Origin of the sequence: Nocardioides sp. GCM10028917 (assembly GCF_042666175.1) — a bacterium.
GTDB lineage: Bacteria > Actinomycetota > Actinomycetes > Propionibacteriales > Nocardioidaceae > Nocardioides.
On record NZ_JBHTFL010000007.1, the window covers coordinates 709,782 to 725,306 of the forward strand.

General features: G+C 72.9%; 15 protein-coding genes. 6 read left to right on the forward strand and 9 right to left on the reverse strand.

Annotation, left to right across the window (positions count from 1 at the left end; translation table 11 throughout):
• Nucleotides 1-9: 9 nt before the first annotated feature.
• From ACFQW6_RS12780 to ACFQW6_RS12815, 8 genes are all read right to left on the reverse strand, one after another.
• Entirely contained in the window at nt 10-1,107 is a 1,098-nt protein-coding gene (locus ACFQW6_RS12780; protein ID WP_378545530.1) for an AAA family ATPase, read from the reverse strand.
• The gene (locus ACFQW6_RS12785; protein ID WP_378545533.1) at nt 1,104-2,594 is read right to left on the reverse strand and encodes a DUF5691 domain-containing protein; all 1,491 of its coding nucleotides are present in this window, start codon (nt 2,592-2,594) and stop codon (nt 1,104-1,106) included. Before ACFQW6_RS12785 ends, ACFQW6_RS12780 begins: the two co-directional genes overlap by 4 nt.
• Nucleotides 2,591-3,889: an SWIM zinc finger family protein gene (locus ACFQW6_RS12790; RefSeq protein WP_378545536.1), complete on the reverse strand. Its 1,299-nt coding sequence runs from the start codon at nt 3,887-3,889 to the stop codon at nt 2,591-2,593. The genes ACFQW6_RS12785 and ACFQW6_RS12790 overlap by 4 nt, the downstream gene beginning before the upstream one ends.
• Nucleotides 3,890-4,085: 196 nt before the next feature.
• The gene (locus ACFQW6_RS12795; protein WP_378545539.1) at nt 4,086-4,508 is read right to left on the reverse strand and encodes a VOC family protein; all 423 of its coding nucleotides are present in this window, start codon (nt 4,506-4,508) and stop codon (nt 4,086-4,088) included.
• 140 nt (nt 4,509-4,648) lie between these two features.
• A complete protein-coding gene (locus ACFQW6_RS12800; RefSeq protein WP_378545542.1) occupies nt 4,649-4,993 on the reverse strand; it encodes a PRC-barrel domain-containing protein in 345 nt (114 codons plus the stop codon).
• 144 nt (nt 4,994-5,137) lie between these two features.
• A complete protein-coding gene (locus ACFQW6_RS12805) occupies nt 5,138-7,207 on the reverse strand; it encodes a catalase (RefSeq protein ID WP_378545545.1) in 2,070 nt (689 codons plus the stop codon).
• A 135-nt stretch (nt 7,208-7,342) separates the two neighbouring features.
• Nucleotides 7,343-8,005, reverse strand: a complete 663-nt coding sequence (locus ACFQW6_RS12810; RefSeq protein WP_378545548.1) for an FMN reductase — start codon at nt 8,003-8,005, stop codon at nt 7,343-7,345.
• Nucleotides 8,006-8,081: 76 nt separating this feature from the next.
• Entirely contained in the window at nt 8,082-9,248 is a 1,167-nt protein-coding gene (locus ACFQW6_RS12815; RefSeq protein ID WP_378545551.1) for an LLM class flavin-dependent oxidoreductase, read from the reverse strand.
• Between the two features lie 165 nt (nt 9,249-9,413).
• Here ACFQW6_RS12815 and ACFQW6_RS12820 point away from each other — a divergent pair, with 165 nt between their 5' ends.
• Together ACFQW6_RS12820 and ACFQW6_RS12825 are read left to right on the forward strand one after the other, a co-directional pair.
• A complete protein-coding gene (locus tag ACFQW6_RS12820) occupies nt 9,414-9,800 on the forward strand; it encodes a tetratricopeptide repeat protein (protein ID WP_378545554.1) in 387 nt (128 codons plus the stop codon).
• A 134-nt stretch (nt 9,801-9,934) separates the two neighbouring features.
• Nucleotides 9,935-10,753 carry a glycerophosphodiester phosphodiesterase family protein gene (locus ACFQW6_RS12825; protein ID WP_378545557.1) on the forward strand — a complete coding sequence of 273 codons (819 nt, stop codon included), beginning with the start codon at nt 9,935-9,937 and terminating at the stop codon, nt 10,751-10,753.
• Nucleotides 10,754-10,762: 9 nt separating this feature from the next.
• Here ACFQW6_RS12825 and ACFQW6_RS12830 read toward each other — a convergent pair whose 3' ends face one another.
• Complete coding sequence (locus ACFQW6_RS12830) at nt 10,763-11,389, reverse strand: LuxR C-terminal-related transcriptional regulator (protein ID WP_378545560.1); 627 nt, start codon at nt 11,387-11,389, stop codon at nt 10,763-10,765.
• Nucleotides 11,390-11,577: 188 nt separating this feature from the next.
• Here ACFQW6_RS12830 and ACFQW6_RS12835 point away from each other — a divergent pair, with 188 nt between their 5' ends.
• Genes ACFQW6_RS12835 through ACFQW6_RS12850 form a run of 4 tightly spaced genes read left to right on the forward strand, consistent with a single transcriptional unit; the run spans nt 11,578 to nt 15,389 of the window.
• Nucleotides 11,578-11,880: a metal-sensitive transcriptional regulator gene (locus tag ACFQW6_RS12835; protein WP_378545563.1), complete on the forward strand. Its 303-nt coding sequence runs from the start codon at nt 11,578-11,580 to the stop codon at nt 11,878-11,880.
• A gap of 42 nt (nt 11,881-11,922) precedes the next feature.
• Nucleotides 11,923-12,129: a heavy-metal-associated domain-containing protein gene (locus ACFQW6_RS12840; RefSeq protein ID WP_378545566.1), complete on the forward strand. Its 207-nt coding sequence runs from the start codon at nt 11,923-11,925 to the stop codon at nt 12,127-12,129.
• Nucleotides 12,130-12,160: 31 nt separating this feature from the next.
• Nucleotides 12,161-13,114, forward strand: coding sequence for a hypothetical protein (locus ACFQW6_RS12845; RefSeq protein ID WP_378545569.1), 954 nt, complete (start codon nt 12,161-12,163; stop codon nt 13,112-13,114).
• Entirely contained in the window at nt 13,104-15,389 is a 2,286-nt protein-coding gene (locus tag ACFQW6_RS12850) for a heavy metal translocating P-type ATPase (RefSeq protein ID WP_378545572.1), read from the forward strand. The genes ACFQW6_RS12845 and ACFQW6_RS12850 overlap by 11 nt, the downstream gene beginning before the upstream one ends.
• Nucleotides 15,390-15,525: the final 136 nt, after the last annotated feature.

The following is a 15,525-nucleotide window of genomic DNA, read 5'->3' on the forward strand; positions in this document are numbered from 1 at the left end:
GGCGCCTGCTCAGCCCAGGTCGCGGCAGGCGCGGTAGAGGTCGCTCCACTCGCGGCGGTTGCGCATGACCGTCTCGAGGTACTCCTGCCACACGAGCCGGTCCTGCACGGGGTCCTTCACGACGGCGCCGATGAGGCCGCCGGCGACGTCCTCGGCCCGCACCGTGCCGTCGCCGAAGTGTGCCGCCAGCGCGAGCCCGTTGGTCATCACCGAGATCGCCTCGGCGGTGGACAGCGTCGCGCTGGGCGACTTGATGGTCGTGCGCTGGTCGGCGGTGACGCCGCTGCGGAGCTCGCGCATGACGGTGACGACGCGGTGGATCTCCGACAGCGACGCCAGGTCGGCCGGGAGCTCGAGCGACGCACCGAGCGCGGCCACCCGGGTCCGGACGATCTCGACCTCCTGCTCGAGGGAGTCCGGCAGGGGCAGCACGACGGTGTTGAAGCGGCGGCGCAGCGCGGAGGACAGGTCGTTCACCCCCTTGTCGCGGTTGTTGGCGGTGGCGATGAGGTTGAAGCCGGGCCTGGCCTGGACCTCCTCGTCGAGCTCGGGCACCGGCAGCGTCTTCTCCGAGAGGATGCTGATGAGCGAGTCCTGCACGTCGGACGGGATGCGGGTGAGCTCCTCCACGCGTGCGATCGCACCGGTCTCCATCGCGCGCATCACCGGGCCGGGCACCAGGGCCTCCCGGGAGGGGCCCTCGGCGAGCAGGCGGGCGTAGTTCCAGCCGTAGCGCAGCGCCTCCTCCTGGGTGCCGGCCGTGCCCTGCACGACCAGGGTCGAGCGGCCACTGATCGCGGCGGCGAGGTGCTCGCCGAGCCACGACTTGGCGGTGCCGGGCACGCCGAGCAGGAGCAGCGCCCGATCGGTGGCCAGCGAGGAGATCGCCACCTCGATCAGCCGGCGCTGGCCGACGTACTTCGGCGTGATCGCGGTGCCGTCGGGCAGCTCACCACCGAGGACGTACGTCGCCACCGCCCAGGGCGAGAGGTGCCACGAGGGCGGCCGCGGCCGGTCGTCGACCGCCGCCAGGGCCGCCAGCTCGTCGGCATGGGCGTCCTCGGCGTGCCGGCGGAGCACGTCGGGCGTGGGCTGCGTGGTGGTCATCTGAAGGCCTCCGTCAGGGACGTGCGGAACGCGTGGAGCTGCAGGGTCTCGGTCAGGGCGCGGCGCAGGTGGGCAGCGTCCTCGGGCAGGCGGGAGAGGGCGGCGTTGATCTCGGGCGCCAGCGCGGCGCCCAGTGCCACCGGCAGGAGCGGAGCGGCGGCGTAGCCGAGCGACCGGTCGGCCTTCTCGCCCTGGATCCGCTCCAGCACGGCGCGACCCAGGTCGTCGGGCCAGGGTCGCGGCGCCTCGGTCAACAGCTGGCGCAGGTCGCGCCCGCCGGTGCGCTGGCTCACCCAGTCGGTCAGCAGCCTGGCCCGTCGATCCTCGGGGAGCAGCCACAGCAGCCGGTGGTCGGGGATGCCGTGGTCGACGCACGCGACGGCCCACTCGGTGTCGCGGCGGTCCAGGACGGCCTCGGTGAGCCAGGCCAGCACGTCGGCGTCGCGCACCATCTTGAGGGTGGCGGTCGGGCCGCGACCGGTGATGTCCGTCCACGTGGAGAGCGGCGCTCCCCGCACGACCTGGGACAGCCAGACGGTGGGCGGGGGGTGGACCCCCTTGGCGGGTGCGGTCAGGCCGTCGCGCACCGCCGCCTCGTCGGGGGCGTCGGGCACCTCGACCTCGAGGTGGCGCACGAGCGTCCCCCGCACCCGCACCAGCCGTCGGAGCCGCTCCGCCATCCGAGCGGCGCGCGCGCTCCCGGGCAGGCGGTCGAGCATCGCGGCGGCCGCCTCGCGGACGGACTTGGCCCGGTCGTCGAGCGCCCGCTCGAGCAGCGGCTCGTCGGCCGCTGAGAGGCCCGGGCCGAGAGCACGGACGGCGTCGGCCCGCACCTTGGCCGACACCGTCGACCACTGCGCCTCGAGCAGCTCGCGGGCGGCAGCCGGATCGGCCCGCCGACCGAGGGCGAACGCCGTCACGGCCTCCGCGCTCGACATCGTCGGCCACGCCTCGAGCCAGTCGACCTCGACCGCGACCCGCGACTCGTCCGGGTCGTTGAGGAGGTCCGACCACGCCTCGTTGAGGTTGACGAGCCAGCACCCGCGCTCGCCGAGCTGGTCGCCGAGGGCCGTGGCCACGCGGCGGCGGCCGGCGGCGAAGCCGAGCAGGACGGGCAGCAGGTACCACGGCACGCGCTGGCCTGCCGCCTCGGCGAGCCGGAGCCACTCCACGACCAGCTCGTCGCGCGCCTGCCGCGAGACCGGGGACTGGGTGAGCAGCAGGGAGAGCAGCTGGGTGGCGCGGTCGGTCGTCGGCGGGCGCACCTCCGCGGGGGCGGCCAGCACCACGTCGCTGGCCGGCGGCAGCGGCGCACCGGCCCGGGTGAGGGCGTCGGCGACCGCGGCGCTGGCGAGCAGACGGTGCTCCGCGGACGCGTCGCTCGCGTCGAGGGCGAGGACGTCCGGAGCGGGTGGTGGCTCGCGCCGGGCGCTGCCCACGAGGGCGGCGGTGGCCACGTCGGTCAGCCACTGGTCGACCGTGCTCACAGGCCCATCACCCCGTCGTCCAGCCACACCGCGAGCGGGCGGAACGTGCCTGACTCGACCTCTCCGAACACGTCCACGGGCTCCCCGCCGCTGACCGCGAGCAGGGTCCAGACGGGCGACCCGTCCGCCACCGGCAACGACCCGGTGCCGTCGCTGACCCGCCACCGCTCACCGTCCGGCACGACCCGCACGTCGGCGAGCGGCGCGGGGTGACGCTCGCCCCACGGCGTCCGGCCGAGGCGTCGCGCGGCGGCGGCGTGCACCTCGGCCAGGCTGGTGCGGCCCGGCAGCGCGGTGACCGGAACGGCACCCGTGGGCGGGTCCCGGAAGAGCGCCCGGCGCGGTGCGGCGCCGGGGTAGCGGGCGACGTCGACGTCGAGCCGGGCGCCGCTGAGCTGGGGGACGGCGAGGGCCTGGCCGTAGCCGGCGAAGTCGAGGACGGCGACCACCTCGCCCTCGTCGTGGGCCAGCCACGTGCGCTGCTGCTGGAGCCTCCCGTCGTCGGTGCGGACGGCTCCGAGGACCGTCCACGGCCCGGGTCGCACGTCGTTGTCGCGCACCTCCTCACTCGACTGGGCCCACCCCACGGCGACGCGGACCTCTGCCAGGTCGACGTCGTCGAGGTGCTCGCGTGCCTGCCACGCGCTCGTGATGGTCCACCAGCGCCCGACCTCCGAGAGGAGGTACGCCGCCCACTCGCGGCGGGCGTGCACCTGCGACCCCGCCTCGCGGACCCGCTCCGCCAGCGCGGGCAGCTGCGCGTCGACGAGGCGGGCGGCTGCGGTGTCCCAGTAGGAGTAGGGCTGGGTGCGGGCGGCCGCGAGACCGCCGCGGACGAGGTCGGCGAGCCAGAGCCGGAAGTCCTCGACGCCGGCGTCCATCCGGCCCAGCCGCTGCTCGAGGCGCTTGGCCCGGGCCGCAGGGTCAGGGGCGCTGTCGGTGGCGGCGCGGGAGGGTCCGGCCGCGCGCTCGGCGCGCTGGGTGGCCCACTCCTCGGCGAACGCCGCGACTTGGCCGGACTCGTCGATCACGCCCTCGGCCCAGAGCATCAGCAGGGCGAGGGCGTGCTTGCAGGGGAACTTCCGGCTCGGGCACGCGCACCGGTAGGCGGGACCGACGAGGTCGACGCTCACCTGGTAGGGCGTCTTGCCGCTGCCCTGGCACTGGCCCCACACGAGCACCTCGCTGCAGCCGGTCTCGCGCCACGGCCCGGGGACGGCTAGCTTGCGCGCGGCCGCCAACGAGGCCGCGTCAGGCGCGACCTCGCTCACCTGGCTGGCGGTCCATCGGGTCATGGCGCGGCCATCAAACCACCCGACGCCGACACGGACGGGCGAATCGAGGGGCCGGGTAGGGCCGCGGCCTGACCGGCGGTCAGCGGGTGCGCGCCACGTCCCAGAGCCGACGGCACTCGCGGACGTCCTGGCCGTGGACGGCGACGAGCTCGGGCGGGAGCCCCTCGGGGTGCGCGGCGACGAGGTCGGGCACGCGTCAGGACGCGGCGTCGCCGGCGATGTTGAACAGCCAGCTGATGCCGTAGCGGTCCTTGAAGGACCCGAAGACGTCACCCCAGGGCTGCTTGTCGAGCGGCGTGGTGACGGCCTGGGCACCCTCGCTGAGCTCGTCGAACCAGCGCCTCATCCTCTCGTCGTCGTCTCCGGCGATGCTGACCGAGACGTTGTCGCCGAAGGTGACCTGCACGAACTCGGGCGGCGCGTCGGCGCCCATCAGCGTGAACCCGTCGGGCGTCTCGAGCTGGCCGTGCATCACCTGCTCGGCGAGGGGTCCTTCGGTGCCCATGTCACCGAAGGTCATGATGGACGGCTCCCCGCCGAGCACGGAGGCGTAGAACTCCAGCGCCTCACGGGCCTTGCCGTCGGGGAAGTTGAGGTACGGGTTGAGCAGGACGGGCATCGCGCTCGCCTCCTGGTGGGGGATCTGGGTGCACCACCCAACCTAGTGACGCCGCGCGGGCCGGGGAAGACGCGCGACGGGGCACGCGACGCCCCGGACGAGCGTGTCGTCCGGGGCGTCGGCGCGGGGGTGCGCTGGGGTCAGCGGCTGGAGTACGGCGTGTAGTAGTCCGTGTGACGACCGCGGGAGTCGTCGTTCCAGTCGTCCTTGTCGTAGTCGGGGGCGGACTTGATCTGGTCCTTGCTGAGGTTGACCATCACGGTCTTGCCCTCGTGGTCGATGCCGGTGACGGCGCCGGCCGGGACGAGCCGCTTCTTGCCGAAGATCCAGAAGCCGGTGTCCACGACCAGCCACTGTCCACTGGCTTCGTTGCTGGCCTCGTCGATCTTGCCGATCGACCCGTCGGTCGCCTCGACGTCGTAGCCGATGAGGTCCTTGTCCTGGCTCCACGTGGTGTCGCGGTAGCTCCACACTGTGTCACTCATGGTTCCCTCCCAGGTGGTGGGTCTCGGTTGTGCCGAACACTCGACGTAACCACCCGTCCCGGCCGCCCAGCACACCCGAGGGGCGGTGTCACAGCCGGTTACCGCCCCAGGGGTGGGTCCACGTGGGCACGCCGATCGCGTCCGTCAGTCCTGGACGGGTCGTTCCCAGTGGCGCAGCGCCGCACACAGCTCGAGGAAGTCGGTCACCGAGGCGGCCGTGAGCTCCGGGCAGCCGTCGTCCGGCGTCACGCCCGCAGCATCGAGGAGCGCCTGCGCGTCGGGCGACCACCCGAGGAACTTCTGGTGGGCGAACGCGTCGTCGACGAAGTCGCGGGCCGTCTTGCGCGCCGCGAGCTGCTGCGCGCCGTCGGCGGAGGGCACGACCGCCACCGCGTCGAACAGCACCGACGGCGCACCGACGACCGCGTGGTCGGGGACCAGCTTCCGCCCGCCCTTGAGCTTCAGCGGGCCGGCGGCAGGAGCGACGTACTCGACGAGGGCGCCGGCCGCCGTGAACGCGTCCTCGAGCGCCTTGACCAGCGCGCCGTCGGACCCGGCGGTCACGAGCACGCCCAGCTTGCGGCCGGCGAACGAGTCCGGGCCGTTGAGCAGGATGCTGAGCGCGGCCGACTCGGGCAGGTCGGTACGCGGCTCGACGGCCGCCGGGTTCGCCTCCGGCAGCGGCATGCCCAGCTCGTCGGCGACTCCCTTCGCGAGGTCCTCGTGGACGTTGCGCAGGTTGCCGAGCATGCGGGTGCGGATGGCCGGCAGCTCGCACTTGCCGAGCTCGAAGGCGTACGCCGCGACGATGTGCCGCTGCTCGACGTCGGTCTGGCTGATCCAGAACTGGCGCGCCTGGCTGTAGTGGTCGGCGAAGGTCTCCGAGCGGACGCGACGCACCTGCCCGCCCTCCTCGCGCGGCACGGTGGTGAAGCCGTTGTCGACGTCGGCGCGCGGGCCCCGGTCGTCGCCGCCGAGGGAGTTGGGCTCGTAGTTGGCGCGCCCCTCCTGACGCGACATCTGCATGTGGCCGTCGCGCTGGAAGTGCGCGACCGGGCAGCGCGGCGCGTTGATCGGGATCTGCGTGAAGTTGGGGCTGCCGAGCCGCTTGAGCTGGGTGTCGAGGTAGGAGAAGTTGCGGCCCTGGAGCAGCGGGTCGTCACTGAAGTCGATGCCCGGCACGACGTTCTGCGTGCAGAAGGCGACCTGCTCGGTCTCCGCGAAGACGTTGCTGGCCACCCGGTCCAGGGTCAGCCGCGCGATGGTGCGCACCGGCACCTGCTCCTCCGGGATGATCTTGGTCGCGTCGAGGACGTCGAACTCGAACTCCTCGGCGAACGCCTCGTCGAAGACCTGCACGCCGAGGTCCCACTGGGGGAAGTCGCCGGCCTCGATCGCGGCGTAGAGGTCGCGCCGGTGGAAGTCTGGGTCGGCGCCGTTGATCTTGACCGCCTCGTTCCACACCACCGACTGCAGGCCCTGCCGCGGCTTCCAGTGGAACTTCACGAACGTCGACTCGCCGGCGGCGTTGACGAAGCGGAAGGTGTGGACGCCGAAGCCCTCCATGAAGCGGAACGAGCGCGGGATGGCCCGGTCCGACATCTGCCACAGGGTCATGTGGGTCGACTCCGGCATCAGGGAGATGAAGTCCCAGAAGGTGTCGTGGGCGCTCTGTGCCTGCGGCCAGCCGCGGTCCTGCTCCTCCTTGACCGCGTGGACGAGGTCGGGGAACTTCATCGCGTCCTGGATGAAGAAGACCGGGATGTTGTTGCCGACGATGTCCCAGTTGCCCTCGTCGGTGTAGAGCTTCACCGCGAAGCCGCGCACGTCGCGGGCGAGGTCGAAGGACCCGAGGTTGCCGGCGACGGTGGAGAAGCGGACGAACGCCTCCGTGCGCTTGCCCTTCCGTGCGAACGGCGCCGCCCGAGTCAGGTCGGTGACCGGGTCGAGGCACTCGAGGTAGCCGTGCGCGCCGTAGCCGCGGGCGTGGACGACCCGCTCCGGGATCCGCTCGTGGTCGAAGTGGAAGATCTTCTCCCGCATCGCGAAGTCCTCGAGCAGGGTCGGTCCCCGCTCACCGGCCCGCAGCGAGTTCTGGTCGTCGCCCATCGGGACGCCCTGGGCGGTGGTCATCACCTGGCCCCTGGTCGGCGCCTGGTGGAGCTCGCCGCCCTCGCCGGTCCGGTCCTGCGACGTGGTCGTCCTGCGTGCCATGGGCACGTCCTTCCGAGAGGTCATGCGGGAGTCCGAGGAGGTCGTCCTCGACGCTAGGCGCGTGCCTCGGCAGCCCGGCTCACCCCGAGGGACCCGTGGGCCGCGGACCCGACGCCTCCAGGATCCCGCCCGGTCTCACTCGGTGCCGGCGTGTCCCCGGAGCAGGTCGCCGAACGGCGTCACGTCGGCCGCGACCTGCGTGCCGGACGTACGCCGCGGGCGCGCCGCGAGGTCGGGCGCGAACCCGCCGACGCCGTAGCCGCCCTGGCTGAGCACCAGCGCGGCGAGCTCGGCCGCGGCGCGGGTGATCCGGTCGGAGAGGCCGTGGCTGCCGAAGTCCTCGGTCGCGGCGAAGATGCCGGTGGGTACGACGACCGCGCGGAGGTAGGCGAACAGCGGCCGCAGCGCGTGGTCGAGGACCAGCGAGTGCCGGGCACTGCCGGCGGCCGCGGCGATCAGCACCGGCGTACCGGCCAGCGAGTCCTTGTCGAGGGCGTCGAAGAACATCTTGAACAGCCCGCTGTAGCTGCCGTTGAAGACCGGCGTGACCACGATCAGCCCGTCGGCCGCGGCGACCTGCTCGCGCAGCTCGGTCAGCCGCGGCGTCGGGATGCCACCGGTGACCATGAAGGTGGCCAGCTCGCCGGCCACCTCGCGCAGCTCGATGAACTCGGTCTCCGCGGACTCGCCGCGGGCGGTGACCTGCGTGGTCGTCGCCTCGGCGAGCTGGTCGGCCAGGAGCCGGGTGGACGACGGGACGGTCAGCCCCGCCGTCACCACGACGATGCGATTGCTCATGCGCGTACTCGCTTCGCTCCGTGCGCGCACGAGGCACAAGGGGCACTGTGTTGAATCATTCGCTCGCTCCGCTCGCTCATGCCTGCGCCTCGACCGACACGGCCTCGGCCTGCTGGGCGAGCTCCTCCGCGCGGGCCCGGGCGGGCTCGACGAGGTGGTGCGGGGCGTCGGGGCCGGCCGCCACGAGGGACGCGTGGGTGGGTGGGTCGCTGGGCACGTGGGCCGGGCGACGGCGCTCGAACTCCGTGCGCAGCACCGGCACGACCTCGGTCCCGAGCATCTCGATCTGCTCGAGCACCAGCGAGGTGGGCAGGCCGGCGTGGTCCATGAGGAACAGCTGCCGCTGGTAGTCGCCCACGTAGTCGGCGAAGCCGAGGGTGCGCTCGATGACCTGCTCGGGGGTGCCGACGGTCAGCGGCGTCATCTCGGTGAAGTCCTCCATCGACGGCCCGTGGCCGTAGACCGGGGCGTTGTCGAAGTAGGGCCGGAAGACGCGCTTGGCCTCGGCCTCGGTGGAGGCCATGAAGGCCTGGCCGCCCAGACCGACGTAGGCCTGATCGGCGGCGCCGTGGCCGTAGTGCTCGAAGCGGCGGCGGTAGAGCTTCACCATCTGCTCGGTGTGCTCCTTGTTCCAGAAGATGTGGTTGTGGAAGAAGCCGTCACCGTAGTAGGCCGCCTGCTCGGCGATCTCGGTGCTGCGGATCGACCCGTGCCACACGAAGGGCGGCGTGCCGTCGAGCGGCGCGGGCGTCGAGGTGTAGCCCTGCAGCGGCGTGCGGAACTGGCCCTGCCAGTTGACGACCGGCTCGCGCCAGAGCTTGCGCAGCAGGTGGTAGTTCTCGACCGCGAGCTTGATGCCGTCGCGGATGTCCTTGCCGAACCACGGGTAGACCGGGCCGGTGTTGCCGCGGCCCATCATCAGGTCGACGCGACCGCCGGACAGGTGCTGCAGGAACGCGTAGTCCTCGGCGATCTTCACCGGGTCGTTGGTGGTGATCAGCGTCGTGCTCGTGGAGAGCAGCAGCTTCTGGGTCTGCGCGGCGATGAAGCCGAGGTGGGTGGTCGGGGACGACACGACGAACGGCGGGTTGTGGTGCTCGCCCGTCGCGAAGACGTCGAGGCCCACCTCCTCGGCCTTGAGGGCGTACTGCGTCATCGCCGAGATGCGCTCGGCCTCGGACGGGGTACGTCCGTCGGTCGGGTCCGTCGTGACGTCACCGACGCTGAAGATGCCGAACTGCATGGGGTCCTCCTGCGATTGGTTGAAGTTTGTACCACCTCCAACGGGACTGCCTCGCCCAGTATTCCGCGTCGGCGCCGCGCCCGTGGAATGCCTCCCACGTCCGGGACGTTGGGCGAGGCACCATCGATGTCATGCGCTGACATCTGGCACGCGAGAGGAGCGACGATGACCGACTTCACGCCCTTCGAGGACCTGCTGCGCGGACACGCGGGGCTGCTCGAGGACACCACCCACGACCGCTGGCTGCGTGCCCAGGCGCTCTTCGAGGAGCGCGCCTACCGCGAGGCGGCGGTCCTGCTGGCCGAGCTGCTCGACGACCCCGGTGACGTGCGGCACGAGCTCACCGACGTACGCCTGCTGCTGGCGCGCTCGCTGTTCCACTCGGCCCAGCTCGACGGCACCATCCGGGTCGCGACCGAGCTGCTCGAGCACGACCCCAACGAGCCCTACGCCCACCTCCTGGTCGGCCGCGCCCTGCAGCGCAAGGGCCTCAAGGACGAGGCACAGCCGCACCTGCGCCTGGCCGAGCTGCTCGGCGGCTACCGCACCTGATCCCACCCACGGAGTGAGCGCCCGGGGGACGTCGTACGACGTCCTCCGGGCGCGGGTGCGAAGCCTCGGTGAACACTCGCCCGCACGCGGCCTCCCGGCGCGACAGGGTCCACGGACCGGCACATGCTGGGCGCGTGACCAGCTACGGCGACCACACCGGACCGCTCGCCATCGCCCACCGCGGCGGCATGGGGCTCGCCCCCGAGAACACGCTCGCCGCCTTCGGGCGGGCCACCGCGCTGGGCCTGACCCATCTCGAGACCGACGTCCGCACCACCCGCGACGGCCACGTCGTGTGCTTCCACGACCCCACGCTCCGCCGGGTCACCGCTCATCCGGGACGCGTCGCCGACCTGGACCTGGCCGACCTGCGCCGGCTGCGCGTCGGGGGCACCGACCGGATCCCGACGCTGGTCGAGGCCATGGCGTCCTTCCCGGCCGCGAGGTTCGCGATCGACCTCAAGGACGAGGCGTCGATCGGGGCGATGGCACGGCTGCTGCGGGCCAACCCCGGGTGGGCGGAACGGGTCCTCGTGGCGGGGGCGTGGTCCCGCTGGCTGGACCGTCTCCGCGACGAGGCGCCCGGCGTGACGACGGCGCTCGGCTGGCGCTCGCTCACCACGCTCATCGCCTGCTCGCGCGGCGGCGTACGCCCTCCAGGACTGCGGGCCGACGTCCTCGCGGGCGGCGCGTTCGCGCACGTGCCGATCCGGCTCGGACGGCTCCCCGTGCACTCCGAGCGGGTGATCCGGCGCGCCCACGAGCTCGGCATCCGGGTGGTCGTGTGGACGGTCGACGACCCGGCCACGATGCGGGCGCTGCTCGACATGGGCGTCGACGGCGTCATCACGGACCGCCCCGACCTGCTGCGGGAGGTGCTGATCAGCCGCGGCGAGTGGCCGAGCGCGTCAGGCGTACGTCCCGCGGCCCCGGCGCCGGCGAACGCCGGGTAGCCGAAGGGGTCAGACGCGCTCGAAGGCCTCCGCCGCCAGACCGTGCGAGACGGCCCAGAGCACCGCCTGGCTGCGGCTCTGGACGCCGGTCTTGCGGTAGGCGCTGCGGATGTAGGACTTCACGGAGTTGAGCGAGATCTGCATCTGTCGCGCGATGTCGTCGTTGCTCTTGCCGGTGGCGATGTGGGCGAGGGTCTCGCGCTCCCGGGCGGTGAGGAAGTCGATCTGGGTGGTCGAGCGCAGGTCCTTGGTCGGCAGCACCGGCAGGAGCGGGGCGACGACGGTCTCGCCGAGGTGGATCGCTCGCAGGGCGCGACCGAGCTGCTGGGCGTTGAGGCTCTTGGCCAGGTAGCCGGTGACACCGTTGCCGAGCGGCTCGTGGGCCAGGCCGGGCTGGTGGTTCCAGGTGTAGACCGCGACCCGGCGGATGTGCGGGTCGCTGACCGCCCGCTGCAGCGTGGTGTCCCCCCGCGCCGTCCCGAACGTCTCGACCAGCGCGATGTCGATGGGCAGGCGCGAGCGGTCCTTGATCGTCCCGAGCTCGAAGCCGCCGAGCGTCTTCAGCATGCTGTCGAGGCCACGCCTCACGAGCTCGTCGCCGCCCAGCAGCGCGACACGGATGTCCATGCTCATCATCTGGTCGTCCTAGGGATCGTCTCGGAGAGACGGAACATCCATCTCCCGACGACCCCCCGACCGTCACCGGCGACAGTAGCCCGGAGGGGTGCGACTCATGCGCACGGGTGGTGCCAGCACGACCATTTACACCCTCTCGGGTGGGCCTCGGCTTGATCCGGATACCCCCTAGGGGTATCTTTGCACCCATGAGCGATCAGCACGGCCACCTCGAGGGCAACGACGAAGCCGTCCAGGCGCACCTCAAGCGCCTCCGCCGGATCGAGGGGCAGGTCCGCGGCATCCAGCGGATGGTCGAGGAGGAGAAGTACTGCATCGACATCCTCACCCAGGTGTCCGCGGCGACGAAGGCCCTCCAGGCGCTCGCGCTCTCGCTGCTCGACGACCACATGGCCCACTGCCTCGTCGACGCCGCACGCCAGGGCGGCGAGGAGCAGGAGCTGAAGCTCAAGGAGGCCTCCGAGGCCATCGCCCGCCTCGTGAAGTCCTGACCCCCTTCCCCCGTTCCCTCTTTCCGTTCCCAGGAGCACCCCATGAGCGAGACCACCACCTACACCGTCACCGGCATGACCTGCGGCCACTGCGCCGCATCGGTCACCGAGGAGATCTCCGAGATCGCGGGCGTCGAGGACGTCGACGTCGTCGTCGAGACCGGCGCCGTCACCGTCACCAGCGCGACCCCCCTCGACGCGTCGGCCGTCCGCGCCGCCGTCGAGGAGGCCGGCTACGCGGTCGTCTGACAAGCCGTTCCACCAGGAGAGGAGCCCGACCATGAGCACGCCGCTGCGTGTCCTCGCGTTCGTGTCGGCCCTGGCCGTCGCGTTCGTCCTGGCGTGGGGCGGCGGACGGCTCGTCGGCCCGGTCGACACCCAGCCCGTCGCGCACGAGGGCGCCGCGACCCACGGAGGCGATGGCGGCGACGAGAGCGGGTCGCACGACGACCACTCCTCCGCCGTCGCGGAGGCGACCGGGCTCACGGCCCGCGCCGACGGCTTCGCCCTCGCGCTCGCCGACCGTACGCCGGCCGCCGGGCGCACCCGCCTCGACTTCCAGGTCTTCACCTCCAGCGGGCGTCCCCTGCTCGACTACACGCGCGAGCACGAGAAGGACCTGCACCTCATCGTCGTACGCCGTGACCTGACCGGCTTCCAGCACGTGCACCCACGCCTCGACCGCAGCACCGGCACCTGGTCGGTGGACGTGCGGCTCACGCCTGGTGTCTGGCGCGTGGTCGCCGACCTCGTGCCCGCGGGCTGGGAGGGCATCACCCTGGCCGACGACGTGTCGGTCGCCGGCGACTTCACGCCCGCGGCCCTGCCCGCCGACGACCGGGTCGCGACGGTCGGGACCGACGCCGGCACCTACACCGTCACGCTGGAGGGCGACACCGCGCCGGGGGCGTCGACCGTCCTGACGACGCGCGTCGAGCTCGACGGCGAGCCGGTCACCGACCTCGAGCCCTACCTCGGCGCCTACGGCCACCTCGTCGCCATGCGTGCCGGCGACCTGGGTTACCTCCACGTCCACCCGGAGGAGGGGCCGCCCGGTCCGGGCGTCGACTTCGCGACGGCGTTCCCCGAGCCGGCGACGTACCGCCTGTTCCTGGACTTCCAGCACCGCGGCCAGGTGCACACGGCGGCGTTCACCGTCGCGTCGGGCGGAGCGCCGTCGAGCGACGCCGCCGACGGCTCCGACCACGCCGAGGGAGGCGACCATGACCACTGAGGTCCAGCCCCTGGGCGACGTCGAGCTGGCGATCACCGGCATGACGTGCGCGTCGTGCGCCAACCGCATCGAGCGCAAGCTCAACAAGCTCGACGGCGTCTCGGCCACCGTCAACTACGCCACCGAGAAGGCGAAGGTCTCCTTCCCCGCCACCGTCTCCACCGACGACCTGCTGCGGACCGTCGAGGCCGCGGGCTACGCCGCCGCGCTGCCGACGCCGCCCGACGAGGTCGCCGCCGCCGAGCCGGAACGCGACCCGCTGCTGCAGCGGCTGCTCGTGAGCACCGCCCTCAGCATCCCGGTCGTCGCGATGGCGATGGTCCCGGCCTGGCAGTTCACCTACTGGCAGTGGGCCTCGCTCGCCCTGGCCGCCCCCGTCGTGGTGTGGGGCGCGTGGCCCTTCCACCGCGCGGCGTGGACCAACCTGCGCCACGGCGCGACGACGATGGACACGCTCGTGTCGGTCGGCGTCCTGGCGGCGTTCGGCTGGTCGCTGTGGGCGCTGTTCCTCGGCACCGCCGGCGAGCCCGGGATGACCCACCCGTTCCGGATCTCGATCGACCGCACCGACGGCGCGGCCAACATCTACCTCGAGGCCGCGGCCGGGGTGACGACGTTCCTCCTCGCCGGACGCTGGCTGGAGCACCGCTCCAAGCGGCGTGCGGGCGCGGCGCTCCGGGCACTGCTCGAGCTCGGCGTCCGCGACGTGGCGGTGCTGCGCGACGGGCACGAGACCCGGATCCCCGTCGACCAGCTCGCGGTGGGCGACCTGTTCGTCGTACGCCCCGGTGAGAAGGTCGCCACCGACGGCGAGGTCGTCGAGGGCAGCTCGGCGGTCGACGCCTCGATGCTCACCGGCGAGTCGGTGCCGGTGGAGGTCAAGCCCGGCGACGCCGTCGTGGGCGCCACCGTCAACGCGGGCGGCCGGCTCGTCGTCCGCGCCACCCGCGTCGGCGCCGACACGCAGCTCGCGCAGATGGCCCGACTGGTCGAGGACGCGCAGAACGGCAAGGCCGAGGTGCAGCGCCTCGCCGACCGCGTGTCCGGCGTCTTCGTGCCGATCGTCATCGGCCTGTCCGTCGCGACCCTGGGCTTCTGGCTCGGCGCCGGGGCGGGCGCCACGGCGGCCTTCACCGCCGCGGTCGCCGTCCTGATCATCGCCTGCCCCTGCGCCCTCGGCCTGGCGACGCCGACGGCGCTGATGGTCGGCACCGGCCGCGGCGCCCAGCTCGGCATCCTCATCAAGGGCCCCGAGGTCCTCGAGTCGACCCGGCGCGTGGACACGATCGTTCTCGACAAGACCGGCACCGTGACCACCGGCGAGATGACCGTCCACGACGTGGTGGTCGCCGAGGGCGAGTCCGTCGACGACGTACGACGCCTCGCAGCCGCGCTCGAGTCGGCGTCCGAGCACCCGATCGGCCGCGCGATCGCCGCCGCCGGCGTGTCGGCCGGGGTGTCCGAGGACGCCGCGCACGTGACCGAGCCCGGGAACCGTCCGCCACGTCCCCAGCTGCCGGTCGTCGAGGACTTCGCGAACCGCGAGGGCCTGGGCGTCCAGGGCGTCGTCGAGGGTCACGCGGTCGTCGTCGGCCGGCCGAGCCTGCTGGCCGACTGGGCGCAGCACCTCCCGCCGTCGCTGGACGCCGCCGTCCAGCGCGCGCAGGCCGAGGGCCGCACGGCCGTCGCCGTCGGCTGGGACGGGCGGGCGAGGGGCGTCATCGTCGTCGGGGACACCGTGAAGCCGACGTCCGCGCGGGCCGTCGCCGCGCTGCGCGACCTCGGCCTGACCCCGATCCTGCTCACCGGCGACAACGAGGCCGCCGCCCGCCAGGTCGCCGAGCAGGTCGGCATCGGGACGGTCGTGGCCGACGTGCTCCCCGCGGACAAGGTCGCCGAGGTGCAGCGGCTCCAGGCGGCCGGCAAGGTCGTCGCGATGGTGGGCGACGGGGTGAACGACGCCGCCGCCCTCGCGCAGGCCGACCTCGGGCTGTCGATGGGCACCGGCACCGACGTGGCCATCGAGGCCGGCGACCTGACCCTCGTGCGCGGCGACCTGCTCGTCGCCGTCGACGCCATCCGGCTCTCGCGCCGCACGCTGGGCACGATCAAGGGCAACCTCTTCTGGGCCTTCGCCTACAACGTCGCCGCGCTCCCCCTCGCCGCCGCCGGCCTCCTCAACCCGATGCTCGCCGGCGCCGCGATGGCGTTCTCCAGCGTGTTCGTCGTGACCAACAGCCTCCGGCTGCGGGGGTTCCGCTCCTCCGTCGCCTGAGGTCGCTGGTCGAGGACGGTGCCCTCACCCCGCTGGTCGAGGAAGGCGCGCTGGCGCCTGTCACGAGACCCGGTCTCGTGACGGGACTTCGTCCCTCCTCGACCAACGGCGGGCCGTGAACACAAGGTGCACAACG

Bases quoted from the DNA above. Each gene is read 5' to 3' on its own strand.
- ACFQW6_RS12780 (WP_378545530.1), bottom strand. From the start codon at position 1,107: ATGACCACCACGCAGCCCACGCCCGACGTGCTCCGCCGGCACGCCGAG.
- ACFQW6_RS12790 (WP_378545536.1), bottom strand. From the start codon at position 3,889: ATGACCCGATGGACCGCCAGCCAGGTGAGCGAGGTCGCGCCTGACGCG.
- ACFQW6_RS12795 (WP_378545539.1), bottom strand. From the start codon at position 4,508: ATGCCCGTCCTGCTCAACCCGTACCTCAACTTCCCCGACGGCAAGGCC.
- ACFQW6_RS12800 (WP_378545542.1), bottom strand. From the start codon at position 4,993: ATGAGTGACACAGTGTGGAGCTACCGCGACACCACGTGGAGCCAGGAC.
- ACFQW6_RS12805 (WP_378545545.1), bottom strand. From the start codon at position 7,207: ATGGCACGCAGGACGACCACGTCGCAGGACCGGACCGGCGAGGGCGGC.
- ACFQW6_RS12810 (WP_378545548.1), bottom strand. From the start codon at position 8,005: ATGAGCAATCGCATCGTCGTGGTGACGGCGGGGCTGACCGTCCCGTCG.
- ACFQW6_RS12815 (WP_378545551.1), bottom strand. From the start codon at position 9,248: ATGCAGTTCGGCATCTTCAGCGTCGGTGACGTCACGACGGACCCGACC.
- ACFQW6_RS12820 (WP_378545554.1), top strand. From the start codon at position 9,414: ATGACCGACTTCACGCCCTTCGAGGACCTGCTGCGCGGACACGCGGGG.
- ACFQW6_RS12830 (WP_378545560.1), bottom strand. From the start codon at position 11,389: ATGATGAGCATGGACATCCGTGTCGCGCTGCTGGGCGGCGACGAGCTC.
- ACFQW6_RS12835 (WP_378545563.1), top strand. From the start codon at position 11,578: ATGAGCGATCAGCACGGCCACCTCGAGGGCAACGACGAAGCCGTCCAG.
- ACFQW6_RS12840 (WP_378545566.1), top strand. From the start codon at position 11,923: ATGAGCGAGACCACCACCTACACCGTCACCGGCATGACCTGCGGCCAC.
- ACFQW6_RS12845 (WP_378545569.1), top strand. From the start codon at position 12,161: ATGAGCACGCCGCTGCGTGTCCTCGCGTTCGTGTCGGCCCTGGCCGTC.
- ACFQW6_RS12850 (WP_378545572.1), top strand. From the start codon at position 13,104: ATGACCACTGAGGTCCAGCCCCTGGGCGACGTCGAGCTGGCGATCACC.